This is a genomic window from Arthrobacter sp. UCD-GKA (assembly GCF_001863355.1).
Classification (GTDB): Bacteria; Actinomycetota; Actinomycetes; order Actinomycetales; family Micrococcaceae; genus Paeniglutamicibacter.
The window spans coordinates 1-22789 of the sequence record NZ_MOLR01000004.1 but is presented as its reverse complement, the minus strand read 5'-3'; the positions used below and the strand labels follow the sequence as shown (position 1 = coordinate 22789).

At 65.9% G+C, this 22789-nt stretch carries 20 protein-coding genes, 1 pseudogene and 1 riboswitch; of the genes and pseudogenes, 10 read left to right on the top strand and 11 right to left on the bottom strand.

What is annotated here, in order from left to right; all coding sequences use genetic code 11:
* Positions 1-14: 14 nt before the first annotated feature.
* The 6 genes from BLJ79_RS06410 to BLJ79_RS06385 all read right to left on the bottom strand — a co-directional run bounded on the left by BLJ79_RS06410 (position 15) and on the right by BLJ79_RS06385 (position 5875).
* Entirely contained in the window at positions 15-392 is a 378-nt protein-coding gene (locus BLJ79_RS06410; RefSeq protein ID WP_071213888.1) for an RNA-binding S4 domain-containing protein, read from the bottom strand.
* Between the two features lie 60 nt (positions 393-452).
* A complete protein-coding gene (locus tag BLJ79_RS06405; RefSeq protein ID WP_286135293.1) occupies positions 453-809 on the bottom strand; it encodes a hypothetical protein in 357 nt (118 codons plus the stop codon).
* Between the two features lie 74 nt (positions 810-883).
* Positions 884-2218: an LLM class flavin-dependent oxidoreductase gene (locus BLJ79_RS06400; protein ID WP_071213886.1), complete on the bottom strand. Its 1335-nt coding sequence runs from the start codon at positions 2216-2218 to the stop codon at positions 884-886.
* Positions 2219-2233: 15 nt separating this feature from the next.
* On the bottom strand, positions 2234-2998 hold the full coding sequence (locus BLJ79_RS06395; protein WP_071213885.1) for a 3-oxoacyl-ACP reductase: 765 nt from the start codon (positions 2996-2998) through the stop codon (positions 2234-2236).
* A 77-nt stretch (positions 2999-3075) separates the two neighbouring features.
* Positions 3076-3169, bottom strand: a riboswitch (TPP riboswitch).
* 79 nt (positions 3170-3248) lie between these two features.
* Positions 3249-4451: a metal-dependent hydrolase family protein gene (locus tag BLJ79_RS06390; protein ID WP_071213884.1), complete on the bottom strand. Its 1203-nt coding sequence runs from the start codon at positions 4449-4451 to the stop codon at positions 3249-3251.
* A complete protein-coding gene (locus tag BLJ79_RS06385) occupies positions 4448-5875 on the bottom strand; it encodes an aminopeptidase P family protein (RefSeq protein WP_071214467.1) in 1428 nt (475 codons plus the stop codon). The genes BLJ79_RS06390 and BLJ79_RS06385 overlap by 4 nt, the downstream gene beginning before the upstream one ends.
* 230 nt (positions 5876-6105) lie before the next feature.
* Here BLJ79_RS06385 and BLJ79_RS06380 point away from each other — a divergent pair, with 230 nt between their 5' ends.
* From BLJ79_RS06380 to BLJ79_RS06355, 6 genes are all read left to right on the top strand, one after another.
* On the top strand, positions 6106-8493 hold the full coding sequence (locus tag BLJ79_RS06380; RefSeq protein ID WP_071213883.1) for a Tex family protein: 2388 nt from the start codon (positions 6106-6108) through the stop codon (positions 8491-8493).
* 167 nt (positions 8494-8660) lie between these two features.
* On the top strand, positions 8661-9041 hold the full coding sequence (locus tag BLJ79_RS06375) for an SdpI family protein (RefSeq protein WP_071213882.1): 381 nt from the start codon (positions 8661-8663) through the stop codon (positions 9039-9041).
* Positions 9038-9448: an SdpI family protein gene (locus tag BLJ79_RS06370; protein ID WP_071213881.1), complete on the top strand. Its 411-nt coding sequence runs from the start codon at positions 9038-9040 to the stop codon at positions 9446-9448. The genes BLJ79_RS06375 and BLJ79_RS06370 overlap by 4 nt, the downstream gene beginning before the upstream one ends.
* A 111-nt stretch (positions 9449-9559) precedes the next feature.
* The gene (locus tag BLJ79_RS06365; RefSeq protein WP_071213880.1) at positions 9560-10054 is read left to right on the top strand and encodes a ferritin; all 495 of its coding nucleotides are present in this window, start codon (positions 9560-9562) and stop codon (positions 10052-10054) included.
* Between the two features lie 320 nt (positions 10055-10374).
* Positions 10375-11316: an SH3 domain-containing protein gene (locus BLJ79_RS06360; protein WP_071213879.1), complete on the top strand. Its 942-nt coding sequence runs from the start codon at positions 10375-10377 to the stop codon at positions 11314-11316.
* A 155-nt stretch (positions 11317-11471) separates the two neighbouring features.
* On the top strand, positions 11472-13649 hold the full coding sequence (locus BLJ79_RS06355; protein ID WP_071213878.1) for an SH3 domain-containing protein: 2178 nt from the start codon (positions 11472-11474) through the stop codon (positions 13647-13649).
* Between the two features lie 98 nt (positions 13650-13747).
* On the opposite strand, the gene BLJ79_RS06350 is transcribed toward BLJ79_RS06355, so the two are convergent.
* On the bottom strand, positions 13748-15046 hold the full coding sequence (locus BLJ79_RS06350) for an AI-2E family transporter (protein WP_071213877.1): 1299 nt from the start codon (positions 15044-15046) through the stop codon (positions 13748-13750).
* A gap of 226 nt (positions 15047-15272) precedes the next feature.
* Between BLJ79_RS06350 and BLJ79_RS06345 the strand changes: the two genes are divergently transcribed.
* Both BLJ79_RS06345 and BLJ79_RS06340 read left to right on the top strand, forming a co-directional pair.
* The gene (locus BLJ79_RS06345; RefSeq protein WP_071213876.1) at positions 15273-16532 is read left to right on the top strand and encodes an SH3 domain-containing protein; all 1260 of its coding nucleotides are present in this window, start codon (positions 15273-15275) and stop codon (positions 16530-16532) included.
* Positions 16533-16901, top strand: coding sequence for an META domain-containing protein (locus tag BLJ79_RS06340; RefSeq protein WP_286135290.1), 369 nt, complete (start codon positions 16533-16535; stop codon positions 16899-16901).
* A gap of 90 nt (positions 16902-16991) precedes the next feature.
* Here the strand turns inward: BLJ79_RS06340 and BLJ79_RS06335 are convergent, their stop codons facing one another.
* From BLJ79_RS06335 to BLJ79_RS06325, 4 genes are all read right to left on the bottom strand, one after another.
* Positions 16992-18404, bottom strand: coding sequence for an NAD-dependent succinate-semialdehyde dehydrogenase (locus tag BLJ79_RS06335; RefSeq protein WP_071213875.1), 1413 nt, complete (start codon positions 18402-18404; stop codon positions 16992-16994).
* Between the two features lie 216 nt (positions 18405-18620).
* On the bottom strand, positions 18621-19685 hold the full coding sequence (locus BLJ79_RS06330; protein ID WP_071213874.1) for an aldo/keto reductase: 1065 nt from the start codon (positions 19683-19685) through the stop codon (positions 18621-18623).
* Between the two features lie 331 nt (positions 19686-20016).
* Positions 20017-20169 carry a hypothetical protein gene (locus BLJ79_RS23305; RefSeq protein WP_175475408.1) on the bottom strand — a complete coding sequence of 51 codons (153 nt, stop codon included), beginning with the start codon at positions 20167-20169 and terminating at the stop codon, positions 20017-20019.
* Between the two features lie 291 nt (positions 20170-20460).
* The gene (locus BLJ79_RS06325) at positions 20461-21648 is read right to left on the bottom strand and encodes an acetyl-CoA C-acyltransferase (RefSeq protein ID WP_071213873.1); all 1188 of its coding nucleotides are present in this window, start codon (positions 21646-21648) and stop codon (positions 20461-20463) included.
* A gap of 55 nt (positions 21649-21703) precedes the next feature.
* Here BLJ79_RS06325 and BLJ79_RS06320 point away from each other — a divergent pair, with 55 nt between their 5' ends.
* Positions 21704-22495 carry an alpha/beta fold hydrolase gene (locus tag BLJ79_RS06320; RefSeq protein ID WP_071213872.1) on the top strand — a complete coding sequence of 264 codons (792 nt, stop codon included), beginning with the start codon at positions 21704-21706 and terminating at the stop codon, positions 22493-22495.
* Positions 22496-22614: 119 nt separating this feature from the next.
* A pseudogene (locus BLJ79_RS23690) lies at positions 22615-22789 on the top strand (IS1380 family transposase); the annotation flags it as partial.

Sequence of the window (22789 nt, the reverse complement as noted above, 5' to 3'; positions counted from 1 at the left end):
ATCGTAGTCGCCGTCTAATGGAACTGGTCCCGGAGTCTTTCCATCTCACGCCGATCTTTCTTCGTGGGCCGGCCTGCGCCCCTGTCCCTCACGGGAACCTGGGGGATGACTTCCTTGGGTCGGACAGGCGTGTGGTCGATGTAGCAACGGGTAGCGATGTCCGCTCCCACCCTTTTGGCGATCACAGCGGTCACTTCCAGGGTGCGGTCGAATCCCGATTGCCTGACCCTGATGGTGTCACCGGGTACAACGATCTGGGCGGCCTTGGCGGGCTTGTCGTTCAACCGCACATGACCGGCACGGCACGCGGTGGTTGCCGCGGAACGGGTCTTGTAGATCCGGATCGACCATAGCCAGGCGTCGATTCTGACAGCCTTTGTTTCCTGCTTCATGCCGCCAGTCTAGTCAGCGCGGGGACTTCGCCGCGGTTGTTGCAACACACCTGTGCCGGCTCAGGCAAGTGCGTTGTCGCAGGCGGTGACGAGCCTGGCCTGGACATCGGCGGGAACCTTGTCGCCTGAGGCCGCCACATCATCGAGTGCACTGACGATTTCCTGGGGCAGGCCACCCTCGCGGACCGCGTCCACCATGGACGAGACGACCTTGAGGTCGGAGGCGTTGATGCTGCCGTCCTTGATCGGTGCACACACCTTCTTGATGAGCTCCTTCTTTGCCCCATCGGCCAGCTGGGTTGCTGCCGAGGACGCCGCGGAGGAAGCGGTGTCGGCGATGGTCGCGCAACCGCTCACGGAGAGCAGCAGGACGGCAGCGGAAAGGAGCAAGGCATTTTTGGAACGTGAAAATCTCATGCGTTCCATCGTAGTGGCTCGAAGGTGGGAGAACGCCGGGAACTCCGAGGCCTCCCACCTGCGGGCACGGGCGATCAGCCCGAAACCGGTACGTTCTCCAGACGTGCAGGCCTGGACAGGCCCAGGGTTTCGCGCAGGGTCCTGCCCGGGTATGACGTGCGGAAAAGGCCACGTGCCTGCAAGATCGGCACCACGAGTGCCACGAAGTCATCTAGCCCCGCCGGGAAGCTGGGGCACATGAGATTGAAGCCGTCGCAGGCACCTGTGGTGAACCACTCCTCGATTTCGTCGGCGACCTCGGTGGGCGTGCCGATCATGGTGGCATGGCCGCCGCCGGCCGCCAGGAATCCCAGCAACTCGCGAAGCGTGGGCTGCTTCGTTTCGATGATGCGTTGCACCGTGAGGTAGCGGCCCTGCGGTCCGGAGAACCCTTCGGCCGGCGGCAGCCCAGGCACCGGCCCATCCAAAGGATGCGAGGTGTAGTCCTGGCCCGTGAACATGTTCAGTTGGGTGATGGCCGAGTCGAGATCCAGGTAGGAATCCAAAGCGGCCTTCTTTTCCCGGGCTTCCTCCCGGCTCGCCCCGATGTAGGTGACCAGCCCGGGAAGGATAGGCACCGAATTCCCGGCCCGCCCCACAAGTTCCAACCGCCTCCGCATGTCCGCGGCATATTCCAGGGCCGATTCCCGGTCCCAGGAAACCGAGTAGATCGCTTCGGCGTACCGGGCGGCAAAGGAACGCCCGGCCTCCGAGGATCCGGCCTGGAAAAGCACCGGACGCCCCTGCGGGCACCGCGGGACGGTCAGCGGGCCGGCAACCGTGAAATGGTTGCCGCGGTGGTTGATCGGGCGGATCTGGGAGGGATCGAGGTATTGGCCGGCCTCACGGTCGACCACCAGTGCCGAATCCGACCACGAATCCCACAGTCCCTGCACCGCGTCCATGAACTCCTCGGCACGTTCGTAGCGTTGTGCGTGCCCCGGCAAGGCATCCATCCCGTGGTTGCGGGCCTCGGCGTCGAACATGGAGGTCACCACGTTGATGCCCGAGCGGCCCGCACTGATGTGGTCGAGGGACGCCAGCAGCCGGGCGACATGGAACGGGGTGTAGAAGCTCGCAGAGATCGTGGTGACCAGACCAATATGCTCGGTGGCCCGCGCCATGGCGCTCAGCGCGGTCACCGGTTCGAGGAACCAGGGGATTCCCGCCGCGTACTCGTGGTTGACGCTTTGCCCGTCGGCAAAGAACACCGCATCCAGGCAACCACGTTCGGCCAGCCGGGCCAGTTCCTCGTAGTAGGCGATGTCGCCGACGCGGTCGGCGCTGGAGTCGGGGTGGCGCCACCCCATGGTGTGGTGGCCGGCACCGTAGATGAAGGCGTTCAGGTGCAGTTGGCGTGTCGAATCCATGGTTTTGCCCTCCTCCTAATTCATCACCAGGCCGCCGTCGACCACCAGGTTCTGCCCGGTCACCGCCCGCGACCAGGGCGAGGCAAAGAGCAGGGCGGCATCGGCGAACTCCGCCGGGGAGGTGACCCGGCGCAGGGGAGTGGAACCGGCAATCAGGTCAAAGACCTCCTCCGGGGTGGCCGCCGAGGCATCGGTGGTGCGCAGCAGGCCTCCGGAGATCATGTTGACGCGGATGTTCTCGGGGCCCAGGTCCGACGCGAACGTGCGGGTCAGCGACAGCAGTGCCGCCTTGGCCGCGGTGTAGTCGTGGTACGGGACCACGGGGTTCTGGAAGAGGTTCGTTCCGATGTTGACGATGTTGCCGAAGCCTGCGGATTTCATGCCCGGCAAGGTCGCCTGGATGGTGTTCAATGCTCCGCCGATGATGCCGGTGAATTGCGCCCCGAATTCCGTGTACCCGATCCCGTCCGCCTTGGAGCGGGCATCGCCGTTGAAGGAAAAGTCCGGCAGGGCATTGTTGATCACCGTGGTGATAGGGGCGCCAAAGTGTTCCTGCGCAGTGGCGACCAGCTCGGCGACCTGTTCGGGTTCCGAGACGTCGGCTCGTATCGCAATCGCGCGATCCTCCCCGAACTCTGCGGCCAGTTCCTGGGCCCCGGCCTCACTGGAGCGGTAGTTCAGCACGAGCCGTGCGCCCTCGCGGGCGAAGGCGCGGGCCAGGTCGGTGCCCAGGCCGCGGCCGGCACCGGTGACAAGTACGATTTGGTCCTTGATGAGCATTCTCTTGCACCTTTCGTTGGAGCGAAAGGATGCCATGGAACTGCCACGAGGTACCCAAAAGCGGGGCGCCACCATGCGTCATGCCGGACCGGCATCCCTTCGCTCGGATTATCGAGATCAGGTTCAACGGGTCTATCTCTCAGCCGCCAGGCGGCACCCCGTGTCGAGTCCTACGGCCAACCTAGCACCGCCCCAAGCCAATCCCCAATCAGCGACGCCGTGCCGGTCGTACTGCTGGTGTTCGCCCCGGTCATGAAGCCGAATGCATGCGCCCGCCCTGGATGATCGTGCGCGGCCGGGACTCGTCATAGAGCACCGAGGCATCCTCGAAGGGATTTCCGTCCAGCAGCAGCGCATCCCCGGCCATGCCCGGGGCCAGGCGTCCAAGTGTCGGTTCCTGCAGCAGCGCGGCGTTCACGCTCGTGGCCGAGCGCAGCGTCTCAAAGACCCCCACGGCCTCGATCTGCAGGGCCAAGCCGTTGAGCTGCTCATCCGCAAGGTCTCCCATCAGGTCCGAGCCGAAGCCCACCGGGATGCCGGCGGCCAGCGCAAGCTTGATGGCCTCGCCGCCGGCGGTGAGGACCTCCAGGTTCTTGGCCTTGGAGACCTCCGACAGGCCGACCTCGTCCCCGCGGCGGTCCATGGCCGCGTAGGCGGCCAGCGTGGGCACCAGATAGGCACCGTGCTCGGCCATCAACGCTGCGGTGCGCGCATCGAGCAGGTTGCCGTGCTCGATCGAACGCACGCCGTTGCGCACCGAGTGGGCAATGGCCGCTGGCGAGTAGGCGTGGGCCGCGACGTAGGAACCCCGGCGGGTTGCCTCGGCGACCACCACGGCGATTTCCTCGTCCGAGTACTGCGGGATGGCCAGCGGGTCTGTCAGCGAGACCACGCCGCCGCTGGCCATCATCTTGATGGCGTGGGCGCCGGTGCGCAGGCGTTCGCGCACGGCCACGCGCAGCGGCTCGATCCCGTCGACGACCTCGCACATGTGGCCGTGGCCGAAGCAGACATCCACGTCCGCCTCGCGCGGGTCGCCGTGCCCGCCGGTCTGGCTCAGCGCCGGGCCGGTGTAGAAGTAGCGCGGGGAGTCCAGCAACCCGGCTTTGATGGCGCTGGACAGGCCGATGTCCCCGCCTGCGACGTCACGCACGGTGGTGAAGCCGCGGGACAGGGCCTCGCCCAGGCGCTTGGCCCCGGCCAGGGCCGCGAAGGAGAGCGGGCCGCGCTCGTTGCGGAATCCGTCAAGGGAGATTGCATAGGCGTGGAAGTGGGCATCGATGAGCCCGGGGACCAGGACCTTGCCGGCGGCGTCGAGCAGCTCACCTTCTTCCTGGGCGCCGATGGCCGTGATAAGTCCATCCTTGAAGGTCACGTTGCCGCGGACGAGCTCAGGATTTTCGCCGTCAAAGACCAGCGCATCGGTGACGGTCAGGACAGATGCGGGGCTCATGCCTTGGCCCCTGCCTGTGCTGCCATCCAGGCTTCGATGCCGTTGGCATCGATCGGCAGCGGGTCCGAAAGGTTCTCGTGGCCGGTGGCGGTGACCAACAGGTCGTCCTCCAGGCGCACGCCCATGCCGCGCAGTTCCGGCGGGACCATTTCGTCGTGCTGGTGGAAATAGAGGCCGGGTTCCACGGTGAGCACCATGTTTTCCTGTAGCACCGCACCTTGGTATTCCTCGTAGGAAGCGGAGGAGCAGTCGTGCACGTCCAGGCCCAGGTGGTGGCCCACCCCGCAGACCAGCCAGCGGCGGTGGTGCTGGCCGGCAGGGGAGAGCGCCTCGTCGACGGAAACCGGGAGCATGTCCCAGTCGCTCAGGCCGTTGGCGATGACCTCCATGATGGAGGTGTGGAAGGCGGTGAAGTCCTTGCCGGGGGTGATCTGGGCCAGGCCGGCGCGGTGCGCCTTTTCCACCAGGTCGTGGACCTCGCGCTGGGCGGTGGTGAAGCGGCCGTTGGCCGGGAAGGTGCGGGTGACATCCGCGGTGTAGAAGCTGTTCTCCTCCACTCCCATGTCCAGCAGCAGCATCTCGGATTCGACGACCGGTCCGTCGCAGCGAACCCAGTGAAGCGTCGGTGCATGGTGGGCGGAACCCACGATGGTGGCATAGCCCGGGCCGTGTCCGTGGTGGCGGGCGACCCGGTCGAAGGTGCCCTGCAACCAGCGTTCCCCGCCGCCGGCGATGGCGGTGGGGATCTGGTTGATGACCTGGGAGAAGCCCTCGATGGTGTGGGTGACGGAGTTGCGCAGCTCGGTGATCTCCCATGCGTCCTTCAGCAGCCGCAGCTCGGCCAGTGTGCGGCGAAGCACCGCCGACGGCTTCAGGGAATGCGTCGCCACCATGGAGGATCCAAGGTTGCCGGCGGCCTCGGCGCCGGAAAGCCGGGCCAGCGCCTCGTCCAGCGCACCGAGCGGGGAGGTTGGAAGGCCCAGGGCCGCTTCCCAGTGGGTGGGACCGTGGGCGGCACCGACCCAGAGTTCGCCGTGCGCGGCGCTGGTGAAGAACGCAGGGTCCCCTGGCAGTGCCGGGGCCGGGACGAAGAGTCGGTAATCGTGGCCGCCGGCTCGCGGGGTGCCCACCAGCACCGCGCCCTCGGCATGGCAGTTGGTCAGCCACAGGAAGTCCGAGTGCGGCCGGTAGTCGTAGAAGCAGTCGTTGCTGCGCACCGGTGCCCATCCCGCAGCGACCACGAAGGCCACCCCGGGCAGCGCGGCCGAAAGCCTGGTGCGGTGGTCCGCTGCGGCGGCCGCGGCATCGGGTGTGGCGGCGGGGGTGCGTTCGGGCTCGGCCCATCCCTGGGACATCCATTGCGTGAAGGCCGGCACCTCGGCCAGCCTTGGCAGTTTCGGATCGGCCTTGGTGGGTGCGGGCATGGAGGCTGTTTTTTGCTCGGAAGTGTTCACGACTGCTCTGGCTTTCGGTTCAAGGGTGCCGATGGTGAAAGGTGGTGTTGGTCTCGACGCACACCCCCATGTCATCCAGCATCACATACCAGTGGAGGTTGGTGGGCCCCGGCACCTTGTCGTCTTGGAGACGAGGTGCCGGGGCGCCTTTGGGAAACATCCACGGCACGCGGCGACGGCGCTGGGGCCAGCCCGCATGGATGCGGCAAACTGGAGGGGTGAGCCAGAGCCGAATAATCCAGACCATTGCCGCAGAACTTTCCACAGCCGGGGCACCCGTTGCCCCATGGCAAGTCAGGGCCGCCATCGAGCTCCTCGATGGCGGATCCACCGTTCCCTTCATTGCCAGGTACCGCAAGGAAGCCACCGGGACCCTTGATGATGCGCAATTGCGCATGCTGGAGGAACGACTGCGTTACCTGCGCGAACTCGAGGAACGGCGGGCCGCAATCCTCAAGGCCATCGCGGAAGCCGGCAAGCTCACCGAGGAGCTGGAATCCGCGATCGGGGCCGCAACGACCAAGGCGGAACTCGAAGACCTCTACCTGCCCTACAAGTCCAAGCGGCGCACCAAGGCCCAGATCGCCCGCGAGGCCGGCCTTGAACCGCTAGCCGATTCGCTCATCAAGGATCCGTCCCAGGATCCGGAGACGCTGGGGGCAACGTTCCTGAACCCGGAGCACGAGATCAACGCCGCCACCGAGGCGCTCGCCGGTGCCCGCGCCATCCTCACCGAGCGGGCCTCCCAGGATGCGGTGCTGGTCTCCGACCTGCGGGAGCGCTTGTGGTCCCGGGGCAAGATCGCCTCGAAGACCGCGGCAGGTGCCCCGGCTGCGGACGCGGCCAAGTTCTCCGACTACGAGGATTTCGTCCAGCCCGTGGCCACCCAGCCCTCGCACCGGATCCTGGCGCTGCTGCGCGGGGAACGCGAGGGCGTGCTGGACCTGGAACTTGCCGAGGCGGACCCGCGCGACGACGCGGCGCTGGCCGAGGCGCGCGCTTCCTACGAGGCTGCGGTCGCCAAGTCCCTGGGCATCACCGCGGCAGCCGATGCACCGGCCGGAAAATGGCTGGCCCAAACCGTGCGGCTGGCCTGGCGCGGCCGGCTGCTGGCCCGACTCGAATCCGACCTGCGCACCCGGCTTTTCGAGGCCGCGGAGGAAGCATCCGTGAAGGTCTTCGCCGCGAACCTGCGCGACGTGCTGCTCGCGGCCCCGGCCGGAAACCGCGCGGTGCTGGGCCTGGACCCGGGGCTGCGCACCGGGGTGAAGGTCGCCGTCGTGGATGCCACCGGGAAGGTCGTGGACATCGCCACGATCTATCCGCATGCCCCGGCGAACAAGTGGAACCAAGCCGTTGACACGCTGGTGGCCCTGGCCGCCAAGCACGGCACCGAGCTCATCGCCGTGGGCAACGGCACCGCCAGCCGGGAAACCGACAAGCTGGCCGGCGAGGTCATCGCCAAGCTGACCAACAAGCCCGCCAAGGTCATCGTCTCCGAGGCGGGCGCCTCGGTGTATTCGGCCTCCGCGCTGGCCAGTGCGGAACTGCCGGAGCTGGACGTGTCAATCCGCGGGGCGGTCTCGATTGCCCGACGCCTGCAGGATCCGCTGGCCGAACTGGTGAAGATCGAACCCAAGTCCATCGGCGTGGGCCAGTACCAGCACGATTTGACCCCGGCGAAGCTCGACCGCTCACTGGATGCGGTGGTCGAGGACTGCGTGAACGCGGTGGGCGTGGACGTGAACACCGCTTCCCCGGCGCTGCTGGCCCGGGTCGCCGGCGTCGGCTCCCTGCTGAGCCGCAACATCGTCGAGCACCGCAACGCCAACGGCCCCTTCGCCACCCGCAAGTCCCTGCTGAAGGTCCCGCGCCTGGGCGCCAAGGCGTTCGAACAGTGCGCCGGATTCCTGCGCATCACCGGCGGCAAGCAGCCGCTGGATGCCTCGGCCGTTCACCCCGAGGCCTACGGCCTGGCCGAGACACTGCTGGCCGCGGCCACCGCCAAGAACCAGTCGGTGGACTCGTTGGATGCCAGGGAATTTGTCACCGAGCAATTCGGCTTGCCCACCGTCAAGGACGTCATTTCCGAACTGGTGCGCCCGGCCCGGGACCCGCGCCCCGACTTCAAGACCGCGAACCTCAAGGAGGGGGTGGAAAAGATCGGAGACCTGCAGGTCGGCATGATCCTGGAAGGCACCGTTTCCAACGTGGCCGCCTTCGGCGCCTTCGTCGACGTGGGCGTCCACCAAGACGGGCTGGTGCACGTCTCGGCCATGAGCAACAAGTTCATTTCCGATCCGCGCGAGGTCGTCACCTCCGGGCAGGTCGTGAAGGTCAAGGTGCTCGAGGTGGATCCGGCGCGCAAGCGCATCTCCCTGACCCTGCGCCTGGACGACGAGCCCGGTGCCAAGGCCGAGAAGCCCGAGCGCGGGCCCCGCGGTCCGCGCAGCGCCGAATCCCGTACCCCGCACGGGGCCCAGGGTGCTCCGCGCGGAAACAAGCCGGCGGCTTCCCGCGAGGCCAAGCCTGCGGGAGGCAACACGGCCATGGCCGAGGCCCTGCGCCGCGCCGGGCTGAGCGGCTAGGGACCGCCAACCGCACCAGCCCCGCGCTGGATGCCCTCCATATAGCGGACCGCCGGCGACTGCCTATCGACGGTCCAAGGACACCGGGTTTCGCCCACATGGCGTAGCGTTGAGTGCAAAAGTCGGCGAGGCACAGGGAGCGAGCCACACCCATGGACGGGGAGAGGATGACCGATTTGATCATGACGGTGTTCATGGTGCTGCTCATGGCGGCACTGGCCTGGATGATGAGGGCCGCTGCCACGGGGCAGATCAAGCGCAACGCATGGGTGGGAATCCGCACCCCCGCCCTGATGCACTGCGAGGAATGCTGGCTGCTGGGACACCACGCCGCCGCCCAGAAGGGCATCATCGGCTGCTGGCTTGCCGCGGCGGTCATGGCGGCCGGCGGCGTCGCCGCGCTGCTGGCCCCGGGCGCGGACTACCTCCAGCCCGCTTCACTGATGATCGGGGTGCTCGTGATGGTCGGCGGCCTGCTGCTGGGCCTGCGCGATGCGAACACCATGCTCGCCAAGATGCACGGCGGCGATCGGGCTGCCCGCCCGTGAGCGAAAACCAGATTGCGGTCCTGCTCTGTGCTGCACTGGCGGTGGCCTTCGCATGGGCCGTGCGCGCCATCAACGGCACGGTCGAGGGCGGGAAACGCGGCATCAACCCGACCTTGGGCATCCGCACCAGCGCCACCATGCACTGCGAGGAATGCTGGGACGCGGGCCACCGTGCCGCGGGGGCCCCGCTGCGCAGGATGCGGCTTCCCGTGGTCTTGCTTGGCCTCGCTGCGCTGCCCGCAGCATTGCTGGAATCGGTGATCGGTCCGGCACCGGCCTGGATCGCGGTGATTGCCGGATGGGCTTGGGCCATGGCCGCGGTCTTCGTCGCGCTGAAGGCGGCCAATGCCGCGGCGCGCGAATTGCACCCGGCAGGTTCGCCGTCCAGGACCCGCAGACCAAGGTGAGCATCACCTTGGTAACCCCTTTCGTTGGCCCGAGGCATGCCATATTTACCGTGAGGTAAGTACGGCCATACTTCGGTGACAAGGCACAAAAGAATCGGTAGCGTGTGTGCCATGGAACTTAACGGAAAGCTTGCAGACGCATTCAACGACCAAATCACCCTGGAACTTGCGGCCTCGACCGTCTACCGCCAGCTGGCGATTGAAATGGACGTACTGAGCCTGCCCGGCGTTGCCGGCTGGTTCCGTGCCCAGGCCGCGGAGGAACTTGTGCACGCGGAAAAGTTCATCACGCACATGACCGACCGCGGCGCACACCCGGCCATCGGCGACATCTCGGCACCCGCCGTGAGCGTCTCCACCGTGGACGGTGCCTTCCAGGCCTCGCTGGACCACGAGAAGAAGGTCTCCGAGTCCATCCGCGACCTCTACCGCCTGGCGCACAACGAGGGCGACATCGACTCGGTGCCGCTGCTGAACTGGTTCATCGAGGAGCAGGTCGAAGAGGAAGCCACCGTTGGCGAGATCCTTGACCGCGTGAAGATGATCAACAACGACGGCAACGGACTGCTGCGCCTCGACAGCGAACTGGCCGCCCGCCAGATTTGACCCCCACGGGACCCCTCGCGCCGCGGCGCCGGGTGCCCCGAAGCTTCGTTGTGACCAAGGCCCCCGGACCTAGACTGGGGGCCTTGGCCGTCTGTGCAATAACATGGGGTGTAGGCATGTCCAAGTGCCCGCATCCCGGCACGAGGTTGTTGCCAACGGTCCGGGTGGGATATCGCTCCGTGCAATGATTTGCCGCCGCGCATGCCAGTCTCCGGTCAACCGCTTTCCCAGTGAGGTCATCCAAACGTGTTCCACGTGTCCGTGCATGCCTCGCCATGGCCGTCCCCGGTGCCGCAACACCGTCGCGCGGTGATGACGGAATGAAGAAATTCGACTTTGCACGCACGGATCCTGCACCGGTGCCGGTGGAGGTTCCCGGACCGACCCACCGCACGACAGCCGAACTCAAGCTGCGCAAGGGTGCCGGCCGGCACTATGCCACCCAGTACCTGATCGCGGAAAACACCCCCGTGTACCTGCTGCGCATCAGCGGCCTGTGGGCCAGCGTGCAGCACGGCCAGACCTTCGGTTGGCTCCCGACCCAATGCCTCGAGCGACTCGAGGCACCCAGGCAACGCCCGCAGGTCCCGGTGCGCCCGGTCGCCAGCCAGGTGGCTGCCACGGCCGGCGGGGCCGACAGTGCCCCGGAAGTCCCCGACGAGGAATTCGTTCCCACGCACCGCAGCACGGCGGACCTGAACCTGCGCAAGGGCTCGGGAACCAACTACCCGGTGCTGCGCGTGCTGGCTGCAAACCTCCAGGTCCGCAAGCTGGAGGAGCTGGGCACATGGGCCAAGGTTTCCACCGGCAAGGACATCGGCTGGGTTCCCAGCGCCTACCTTGCCCGCATCAATGTGCGTCGCCCGGCTACGGGCATCCAGCCCATGGCACCGACCGAGTACACCACCACGGTGCGCCTGAATGTCCGCAAGGACGCCGGGGATCATTTCCCGGTCATGCGCATCATGCAGGCGGGGACCCTGGTGCGGGTCAACGGGAAGTTGGGTCCGTGGTGCAGGATCATGCTGGACCAGGACGCCGGGTGGGTGCCGGCCAGTCAACTGCAATTGCGCTACCTGGCCTCGACGACACCCGTCACGATCGCGGAGACCACCCTGTACCAGGGAGCATCCGCCAACTACCGCGCCGTGGCGCAGCTCGGGGCCGGCCAACAGGTCGAGGTCCTGGCCAGCCGGGGACAATGGACCAAGGTCCGTGCCGGACGGCTTGAAGGCTGGGTCCACAGTACCCACTTGGGCTGACACGCGAAATCATGATTGCCGTTTTCCCCCATGGGGGACGGATTTTGCATAAGGTAGTGACTTGGGGGGCGATGTTTGGGTGATGCTCCCGACCACTCGCACATCTCGTTGCTCCCCTGAGGGGCGACACGCCCCTTAGAGGAAGACCACTGACAATGGCCCTACCGAAATCCCTTCGCGCGCTTTTCTCGGGGGTGTTGGCGGCGGGACTGGTGTTTACGGCTCTGCCCGCCACCTCGCAGATGCGCACCGAGGTTCCAAAGACCAGTCCTGTGCGCGCCGGGGGATTCTCCCTTCCGCTCGTCCCGGAAACCTACCGGATGACCTCGCCCATGGGGCCGAGATGCATGCCGGTGGTGGGCGGATCGACCCACCACCTGGGCCAGGACATGGGCACCAAGGACAACTCCCCGATCTATGCGGTGGCCGACGGCACCGTGCGCAAGATCGTCCGGGGCACCGGGTCGACCTCGGGCCAGGTGATTGTCACCCACCGGTTCGACGGGACGACCTACGAGTCGGCCTACATGCACATGTGGCCCAACGACGTCCTGGTCCGGGAGGGCCAAAAGGTCAAGTCCGGGCAGAAGATCGCGCTGGTGGGCTCCTCGGGTCCCTCGACGGGCCCGCACCTGCACCTGGAGATCTGGAAAGACCGCTTCTACTCCAAGGACGGAAACGTGCGCAATCCTGCGGCGTTCCTCAAAGCCCGCGGGCTAGACCTCGGTTCCCACGCCACCGCCAGCTACTCCGAGTCGCAGAAGACCTGCACGTATTTCGCGCGCGGCAAGGCGGATCTTTTTGCCTCGGCCTCCGACACCTCGAAGGTCCTGGCCAGGCCGTCACGCAGCGCCAAGGTCACCAGCCAGCCCGGAGCCATCAACGGGTTGCTCAACGGGTCTTACATCAAGGTCAAGTACGGCTCCACGACCGGCTGGATGAACCGTTTTGCCGTCACGCCCAACCCGATGGCCGCGGCGCCCGAGTGGGCACTGACGCCCACCGGCACCGTCACCAACGGCGTCCGGGTGCCCTTCGCCAAGTACACCAACCCCAGCGGCCTGAACATGCGTTCCGGGGCCGCCACCTGGTATGCGAAGCTCCTGATGATTCCGGCCGGCGCCACCTTCGAGGCCTATGAGAGCTCCGCCGGCTGGTTGCGGGTGAAGTACAAGGGAACCGAGGGCTGGGTCTCGGCGGGCCTGACGCGCAAGGTCGCCACCGTCAACCAAGCGGCGCTGCCCGCGACGCACGAGATCCTGCGCAACCTGAAGTTGCGTTCCGGAGCCGGAACGACCTACAAGGAAACCCAGGCACTGGGCCGCGGCTCCAAGGTTGCCCTGCGGCAGGTACGGGGCACCTGGTCCCACGTCCAGGCCGGGAAGAACTCGGGCTGGATCAGCTCGGCGGACCTGAAGAAGATCGGTTCCATCACGCCCCAGGCGTCGAAGCCGCCGGTCGCCAAGCCCACGCCGACCAAGCCGACCCATGAGGCCACCGCCAACCTGAACATGCGCAGCGGACCCGGCACCAACACCAGGATCGTCAAGGTCTTGCGCGACGGCACAGACGTCATCGAACTCACGCGCCAAGGCACCTGGAGCCAAGTCAAGGCCGGGAGCTCCACCGGCTGGGTCAGCAACCGCTACCTGCGAGTGGTCAAGGCCGGTGCGGCCCCGGCCAAACCCAAGCCGTCGGCGAAGCCGAAGCCCCCCGTAATCCAGTCGGTGAAGAAGACCACCTACGTCACCAAATCGAAGGTCGTGGCGCGCAAGTCGGCGGATGCGAAGTCGGCTTCGGTGGTGGGCATTGCGGCGAAGAAACAGGTTGTCGTGGATGCCAAGAGCGGGTCGTGGTTGCGCGTTCGCTACGCGGCGAAGACCGGCTGGGTTCCGGCGAACCAGCTCGCCCTCTACAAGGCCCCGGCCAAGCCGAAGCCCCCGGCAATACAGTCGGTAAAGAAGACCACGTACCAAACCAAGTCGAAGGTCGTGGCCCGCAAGTCGGCGGATGCGAAGTCGGCATCGGTGGTGGGCATTGCGGCGAAGAAACAGGTTGTCGTGGATGCCAAAAGCGGGTCCTGGTTGCGCGTGCGCTACGCGGGGAAGACCGGGTGGGTTCCGGCGAAGCAACTTGCCGTGTACAAGGCTCCGGCCAAGGTGAAGACGACCACCGCCCGGCTTAACCTGCGCACCGGAACGAGCACGTCGACACGATCCTTGCTCGTGATTCCCAAGGGCAAGAAGGTCACGGTCAAGGCCACGCGCAGCAGCTGGACGCAAACCAGCTATGCGGGGAAGACCGGCTGGGTCAGCTCGAAGTACCTGCGCTAACTACATTGCATTTCGGGGCGGCGCCCCGACGTGAAACGGGCCGTGGAACCAACCAAAAGGTTGGTTCCACGGCCCGTAATATCTTGGGAAGCTCGCGGTCAGGAACGCTTGGGGCGCAGATCCGGGGACGGGGATCCGGTCTCGCGTTCGGCATCGACATCCTGGGCCCGCTCGGCCGCACCGACCTCGGCATGGGCCAGGACCTGCTCCTCGGTGGGCTCCTGCGCGGCTTCGTCCTTCTTGGAATCGGCACCGGGATCCAATCCCGGAAGATCACGGCCGGACCAGATCTTCACGATTGCCCAGGCAACGGCCGTGAGCGGAACGGCCAATACCGCACCCACCAATCCACCGAGCACCGTGCCGGCGGCCAGCGACAGCAAGATCACCAGCGCGTGCAGGTTCAGGGCGTGGGCCATGACCACGGGCTGCAGGAAGTTTCCTTCCAGCTGGTTCACCACGATCACCGCACCCAGGACAATCAGGGCAACCACCGGGCCATTGGTCACCAGGGCAATCAAGGTCGCCAGGATCCCGGCAAAGGTGGCACCCACCAACGGGATGAAGGAGCTCATGAACACCACGACGCCCAGCGGGATGGCCAGCGGGACCCGCAACACGAGCAAGACCACGGTGATGCCAATCGCATCCACCGCCGCCACGGTGGCGGTGCCGCGCATGTAACCGCCGAGGGTTTCAACGGTGCGTCCACCAGTGGAAAGCCAGCGGTGCATCTGGTGGTCCGGCATCCAGGAGAGGAAGAAAGCCCAGATCTTGTCGCCGTCCTTCAAGAAGAAAAACAGGATCACCAGCAGCAAGGCCAAGCCGGTGAAGAAGTTGCCCGCGGCGGAAAGCCCGTTCAGTGCCCCGGCACCAAATTGGGAGCTGGTCAGGAAACCGGTGACCTGGCTGACTGCCTGGTCGATTTGCTCGTTGGATATGCTCCAGGGCAGCTGATTCAGCATTTCCTGGAGCTTGTTGAAGCCCTCCACACCCTTGTCCACCAGCGTGGACCATTCGGCAAGCACCGAATAGACCAGCGCGGTCCCGATGCCGCCGAGCACCAGCAACGAACCCAGGAACACCGACCATGCCGCCAGCATGGCCGACATGACCTTGCGCAGCAGGCGCACCAGCGGCCACAACGCGCAGGAAAGGATCAAGGCGATCAGGATCGGCAGCGCGATCACGCTCAGGCGCAGGAGACTGAAGACCACGGCCGAGGCCAACACCAGTACCACCAGCAACTGGACCGACCGCGTGGCCACGCGCCCCAAGGGATCGATCCACATCCCGGACACGCTGTGGGCGGGTGGAGCCACGACGGCCGCCGCAATGGGGGCTTCCTCGGGCGGGATCGGGCGCGGCTTTCTCTTGAAACGTAGTTTCGCTGACATCCAGTGACTCCTCGCAATTGGCAACGGCTTTACTCCAGACACGGAACGTGCTGAGCAAGCGCCGGAAAAACCTCTTAGCAAAAAGGTTAGTCTAATAATGCACTAGTGGGCTTCGACCGCCCCTTGTTAGGTATGTCGCGTGAAAGTGGATGGTGGGGGAGCTATGCAGGGCAAAGACACACGGGATGGCCGATGGCCTCCCAACAGGGTTTCTACGGCATTGTTCATGGGAGCAGCGCTTGTGCTGGCCACCCTGAGCCCGGCCCAGGCACAGCAGGCTCCGTCGGCATCCGTGCAGGGTTCGGTCGCGCAGGTTGCCGCGGCCCACCTTGTTTCGCAGCACACGGGCAAGATCGGTGCGGCCGCCGTGAAGAGCGTCCAAGCGACGGCAAACCTGAACCTGCGTTCGAAGCCCTCCACCTCGGGCAAGAAGCTGGCGCTCATTCCCAAGGGCACCAAGCTGAGCGTGGGTTCGACGAAGCCGGGGTGGAGCCAGGTCCGGTACGCCGGGAAAACGGGTTGGGCCTCGAGTGCCTATTTGCGTGCGGTGCCCAAGAATACCTCCAAGGCCATCAAGCGCGGGGACCTTGGCAAGAGCACCGTCGCGCTGAAACTGCGGCGGCAAGCGAATACCACCTCGAAGGCCTTGGCCACGGTGCCCAAGGCCGGCATCTACACGGTCGAGAAGGTCTCGGCGGGATTCAGCCAGATCACCAGCCGGGGAAAAACCGGATGGGTGCAAAGCAAATACCTGAAGGTTGTTGCGAAGAAGCCCGGTCGTGAGATCTACATCGACAAGAAATACACCTCCAACCGTGCCGGCCTGACCGACCGTTATTGGACCAAGGTCTCCGGAAGCGACCTCCATGAGAGCGTGAAGGGCAAGATCCGCATCGGTGACATCCCACGCAACTCGGTGGTGTACCGCGACAAGAAGATGGAAAAAACCGCAGGCTCGGTCAAGGGGTGGATCTTCGTCCGAACACAGGGGATGAGTGGCTGGATGAAGACCAGCCAACTGGCCCGCAAATCCACGGCGACCACCAAGCCCGGAAAATATTCGGCCAAGACGGTGCTGGGACAGAAAAACGGCAAGATCCCGGAACGGATGCTCGTGGCCATCGGATGGGACAAGGAAAAGACCCTCATCGCCGCTCCCGCGCTGAAGGACCTGAACCGGCTCAACACCGCCTTCAAGAAGAAGTTCGGCCACAATCTCGACATCGACCTGGCCTACCGGACCCGCGCGACCCAGGATGCCTACTGGGTCGAACTCGGACCCTATGTCGCGGCGCGCCCCGGGACCTCCAACCACGGTTGGGGCACCGCCATCGACGTGCCCGAGACCTACAACTATTCCTTCCGCGGTAAATACCACAAGTGGTTGAAGGCCAACTCCAAGAAGTTCAACTGGGTGCACCGCAAGATCCTTGAAGAGGGCTCGCCCTATGCCGAAGCCTGGCACTTCGACTACGTAGGGAAGTGAGTGAAGACGAAGCAGATGTCCGCACTCGGCTTGCTGGGGGCGGTCCTGCTGCAGTCCTCCTGCGCTTCCTCCTCGACGGTGGCGCCCGGGCCGGAGGGCAATTGGGGATCCGATGGGCCCGGGCAGCCGAGCCTGGTGCTCGAAGCCGGCGGGAAACTGCACGGCACCGACGGCTGCAACCGCTTGCTGGGCAGCTACGAGGCATCCGGCACGGACATCACCTTCGGCCCCTTGGGAGGAACCAGGATGTTCTGCGAGGGAGTCGACACCTGGCTTTCGCATGCCGCCGGTGCCACGCTCGGGGCCGACACGCTTGAAATCATGGACGCGCAGGGCCAGCGGATCGGCACGCTGGAACGCATGCCTTAACGGGCGTGCTGCAGAAAAAGCGAGGCTTCGTGCGAACCCCTATCCGGGGATCGCACGAAGCCTCGCTTCATGTCACGGTGGTGCGTGTGGTTAGTCGGCCACGTAGAAGAGGCGCTTGTTGACAAACTCCTCCATGCCCAGCGGGCCCAGCTCACGGCCGAAACCGGAGCGCTTCACGCCGCCGAAGGGCATTTCCGCTCCTTCGGCGCTCGGGGCATTCACGTTGGCCATGCCGACCTGAAGGCCAGCGGCAACCTTCGCGGCACGGGCCGGATCGGTGGAGAACACCGCGCCGCCCAAGCCGTACTGGGTGTCGTTGGCCAATTCCAGGGCCTCCTCGTCGGAGGACACCTTGTAGACAATCGCCACCGGGCCGAAGAGCTCCTCGTAGTAGGCACGCATGCCCTTGGTGATCCCGGAGAGGATCGTCGGAGCCAGGTAGGCACCCGGGCCCTCGTGCAGCACGCCGCCGGCGTGCAGCGTTGCACCCTTGTCGATGGCGTCCTGGACCTGTGCGGCCACGCCCTCGGCGGCGCCACGGGTGGAGAGCGGACCGAAGGTGCCTTCCTCCTCCTTGGCCGGGTCGCCCGGAACCAGGTCGACGGCAAGCTTGGTCAGTTCGCCGACGAAGTCATCGAAGATGTCCTCCATGACGATCATGCGCTTGTTGGAGTTGCAGGCCTGGCCGGTGTTTTCCATGCGGGTGGCCCACGCGGTGGCCGCGTCCCCGGCGATGTCCGCCGAGTCGAGGATGACGTACGGGTCCGAACCGCCCAGTTCCAGCACTGCCTTCTTCAGGTTGCGTCCGGCCTGCTCGCCGATGATCGCGCCGGCGCGCTCGGAACCGGTCAGCGAGACGCCCTGGATGCGCGGATCCTCGATGATGGTGGAGATCTGCTCGTGCGAGGCGAAGACGTTGTTGTAGACGCCTGCCGGGACCCCTGCATCGTCCATGATCTGCGCGATGGCCAGGGCCGAACGCGGGCAGGTTTCGGCGTGCTTGAGCACGATGGTGTTGCCGAGCATCAGGTTCGGGGCCACGAAGCGGGCGACCTGGTAGTACGGGTAGTTCCACGGCATGATGCCCAGCAGCGGGCCGACGGGCAGGCGCTGGATGATGGCCTTGCCGCCGCCGATGGTCTTGATCTCCGTGTCCGCGGCCAGCGTCGGGCCCTCGGTGGCGAAGTACTCGAAGATGTCCTTGCAGAACTCGGCCTCGCCCTTGGACTCGGACAGGGGCTTGCCCATTTCCCGGGTGATGATCGCGGCAAGCTCGTCGGCGCGTTCGGCGAAGAGCTCGCCGACGCGGGAGACGATCTTGGCGCGTTCGTTGATGTCGACGTCCTTCCACCCCTGGTAGCCGGCTTCGGCCGCGGCAATGGCGTCCTGGACCTCGGCGTCCGTCGCGGTGGCGAATTCCTCGAGAACTTCGCCGGTGGCGGGGTTGAGGACTCGATATCCGGTGGCGGTTGGCGTCGTCTGGGCGTTGGCGGTCACGGCCATGCTCCTTCTGGTAGTCACTGGGCGGCGAAAATCTGCGTTGCGCGCCACGTACGGTTACATCATGTCGCGAAAACTGCGATTTGTGAAGCCGGTCACGCGGGATCAGTGGTGATATCCGCCGTCAGCGAATTGTCCATCTGCGGTATTAGTTGTTAACGACGAGAAACCCTGCGGAATTCGTCTCCGCAGGGTTTCGGGTCGGGGCGCTTCGGCTACTTAGCTCGTGGCCGCCGCGCGCCAGTGGTCGATTCCGGCATCGCCGGCGGCGATCCTGTCGATCAGTTCCAGCTCCGCGGGGCTGAATGCGGTGTTGCCCAGGGCTCCGAGGTTCTCATCCAGCTGCGCGGTCGAGGACGCCCCGAGCAGCACCGAGGTCACCCCGCCCTCGCGCAGCAGCCAGGCGATGGCCAGCTGGGCCAGGGACTGGCCGCGCGTCTCGGCGACCTTGGACAGGTCGCGGGCCTTGGACAGGTTCTCCTCGGTCAGGTGCCCGGCCAGCGAGTTCCGTCCGCCGGACGGGATGGCCGATTCGTCCTTGAGGTACTTGCCGGTCAGCAGACCCTGGGCCAACGGGGTGAAGGCGATCGAGCCCATGCCGTGTTCCTTGAGGGTGTCCAGCAGCCCGTCTTCCACCCAGCGGTTGAGCATCGAGTAGGAGGGCTGGTGAATGACCAGCGGGGTGCCCATGGCCTTGGCGGCCTGCGCGGCCTGCGCAGTGCGTTCGGGGGAGTAAGAGGAAATGCCCACGTAGAGGGCCTTGCCCTGGCGGACCAGGGTGTCCAGCGCGCCGATGGTCTCCTCGATCGGGGTGTCTGGGTCCGGGCGGTGCGAGTAGAAGATGTCCACGTAGTCAAGGCCCATGCGGGAGAGGGACTCGTCGGCCGAGGCCATGATGTACTTGCGCGAACCCAGGTTGCCGTAGGGGCCCGGCCACATGTCCCAGCCGGCCTTCGACGAGATGATCAGCTCGTTGCGGTAGGCCTTGAAATCGCCGCGCATCATGCGGCCGAAGTTTTCCTCGGCGGAACCGTAGGGCGGGCCGTAGTTGTTGGCCAGGTCGAAGTGCGTGATGCCGTGGTCGAAGGCATGGCGCAACACCTCGCGCTGGGTGTCGAAGGGGCGGTTGTCGCCAAAGTTCCACCACAGGCCCAGGGAAATCGGGGGAAGGACCAAGCCGGAGTTGCCGACGCGCCGGTAGCCGGTGGCCTCGTAGCGATCCGCGGCGGCCACATAGGGTGCGTGGGTTTCGGGGACGGGGGCATAGCGGAGTTCTTCGGCCATGGTGGTGGTGTTCTCCTGAAATTGGTGGGACGGAAAATCTCATGACGCTTTCTGGGCGTCATTCGCATCCATTCTTGTCCCCCGAGGCGCCGATAGTCCACGACGGCGGGCGCGGCACGCTGGGGAGAAGCGAAATCCGCTGCTTTGTGACCCGGGGAGAGGCCCACCTTCGGTGCCGGCGTTCTTAAAGTGAAGAACCGGTCGTGACGGCTAAGGAGGTGAAACTCCGCCGCGACCGGTTCTTCTGATCACTCGCACCTTGAGAAGGTAGCTTCAGCCTAAGAGGCCAAGCTGAGTGTGGGCTGAGGATTGGTTGTCAGTCAGCCGAGAGTCAGTAATTCGACGGGGGGTCGGAGGCGGGGAAGGACTCGTCTTCCCATTCCTCGACCAGCGCCTCGTCGTGGGCGCTGGCAACATGTTCCGGCTCTGCGGCAGCTTCTTCTGCCGTGACATCTTCTTCGTCGCCGATTGGTTTTTCACTCATCACGCGTGCTCCTTGGTCCGTAGATCATGTCGCCCGATTCACCGGCGCGACCGGTATCTTCAGTTTGGTCCGAAGTTCCGACGTTGTCGAGGGGATGCGCCATGCCTCGTCTCGGCGCCGCGCGCCGGGCACCGCCGGGCTTAAATGGTTGAGCACCGGTCGGAAGGCCAGGGGGGAATCTGCCGTGTATCCGACCGGTGCTCTCATCACTCGCACCTTCATGAGGTAGTTATTACTCTAGGATTCCAATCTATGCACAGGCTGTACGGGGCCCGGCAACCACGTGTGAACTCAGGCCCGGAGCACCAGCGCATCGCCCTGCCCGCCACCGCCGCACAGCGAGACGACCCCGGTGCCGCCGCCGCGCCGCGCCAGCTCCATCGCCATGTGCAACACCAGTCGCGCGCCGGAGGCACCCACCGGGTGGCCCAGCGCGATGGCCCCGCCCTCGGTGTTGACCCTGGCCGGATCCACGCCGAGGTCCTTGGCCGATTGCAGCACCACCGAGGCGAAGGCCTCGTTGATCTCGATTGCGTCAAGGTCCCCGGCCTTCAGCCCCTCCTTCTCCAAGGCCGCGAGGATCGAGGTGCTGGGCTGGGAATGCAGTTGCCCGTCCGGCCCCGCGGTTTGTCCGTGAGCCCCGATCTCGCACAGCCAGGACAGCCCCGCACTGCGGGCCGCCCCCTTGGACGCCACGACCAACGCGGCTGCCCCGTCGGAGAGCGGCGAGGAAGAACCCGCCGTGATGGTTGCCCCCGGCTCCTGGGAAAATGCCGGTCCCAATGCGGCCAGTTTCTCCACCGTGGTCTCGGGGCGGATGCCCTCGTCGGTGGAGACAACCAGATCCTCCCCGCGGCGCTGGGGGATGGAGATGGGGGCGATCTCCGCATCAAGGTGCGCCCGGGCGGCGGCCGCGCGCTGGTGCGAGGCCGCGGCGTACGCGTCCTGCTCCGCCCTGCCGATCCCCAGCTTGGCGTTGCCGCGTTCGGTGGTCGAGCCCATGAGCTCGCCGGTGAGCGGGTCGGCCAGGGCATCGTGGTTCAGCGAGTCCTCCAGGCCGCGGTCCCCGATAGCCAGCCCCGTGCGCATGCCGCGGACCAAGTGGGGTGCGTTGGACATGGACTCCTGGCCGGCGGCGACGATGAAGTCGGCTTCCCCGGCCCGGATCATCCGGGCGGCGTCGATGACCGCCGTCAGCCCGGAGAGGCAGAGCTTGTTGATGGTCACCGTGGGCACGTCCCAGCCGATCCCGGCCTTCAAGGAGGCCTGGCGGGCCGGGCCCTGCCCGGTGCCGGCCAGGATCACCTGGCCCATGATGACGTGGTTGATGTCGCTGGCCGGCACCCCGCTGCGTTCCAGGGCCGCCTTGATGGCGTGGGCGCCGAGCTCTGTGGCCGGCAGCGAGGAGATGGCCCCGCGGAACCTCCCAAAGGGCGTGCGCGCCCCGTCAATGATCACGGGAGTCAGATCGTCATTCATTGCTGCATCCTTAGCGCTTGGGAAAATGCCGGTTCGGTGCCATAGGCTCATTCACATGCCCCATGCAGTGAACCCGATTGATGCCCAGACTATCTACTTCGACGCCAGCGACACAGGGGCCCCACCGGTCCTGCTGCTGCACGGTTCGGCTCTCTCCCGTTCCATCTGGCGCGGCCTGGGCTACGTGAGGGCCCTGGAGTCGGAGTTCGACACGATCCGCATGGACCTGCGCGGGCATGGGCGCTCGGGCAAGCCGCACGATCCGGCCGCCTACAACATGGACCTGGTCCTGGCGGACGTCAAGGCGGTGCTGGCGGCCACCGGCCACAAGTCGATCCACATCGTGGGATATTCCTTCGGCTCGCGCGTGGGCCTCTCGCTGGCCACCAAGCACCCGTCGATGGTGCGCTCGCTGACGATGCTCGGCGGAACCCACGCCATCGAGGCCCAACACATCAGCACGCTCTTCTTCGACGGCTATCTCGAGGCGCTCAAGACGGGCGACATGGACGCCTTCATCGCCGGCATGGAAGCCGACGGCGGGAGGCTCGACCCCGCAACACGCCTGGCCTTCGCGTCCAACGACGCGCTGGCGCTGGCGGCGTACTTCGAATCGACCGAGGCAGGAAGCGCGGTGAGCGAGCTGTTGCTGGCGCAGCTGGACACCCCGACGCTGCTGATGACCGGAACCCGGGACAGGCCGCGCATCGAGCACTCGCGCACCATGGCCTCGGTGATGCCCAACGCCCGGCTGGTTGAGCTGGAGGGCCGCACCCACGGAGGCACGCTCTTCCCGCCGCAACCCATCCTGGAGCAGTTGCTGCCGTTCCTGCGGACCAACACCTAGCCCGGCCTTTTCATGAAGCGGGGCGTCATTAAGTGCCTTTAACGTCGAAAAGGTGAGCTGATCTGGGAAAATAGAGGTACCACACCTTTTTATCCACCAGAACAGGGCTCACCTTTTCGATGCTTAACGATACCCGTGTTTTCCCGTCCCTCCCGGCAGCCCCGACCGGCCAGTCGCTGGTTTCCCACGCCGGCCTGAACGTGCTCACCTCCTTCCTGGACGCGACCGGCTTCGGCGCCCTGTGCGAAGAGCAACTGGCCGGGTTCGTTCCCGAGACGGCCACCCACCGCCCGG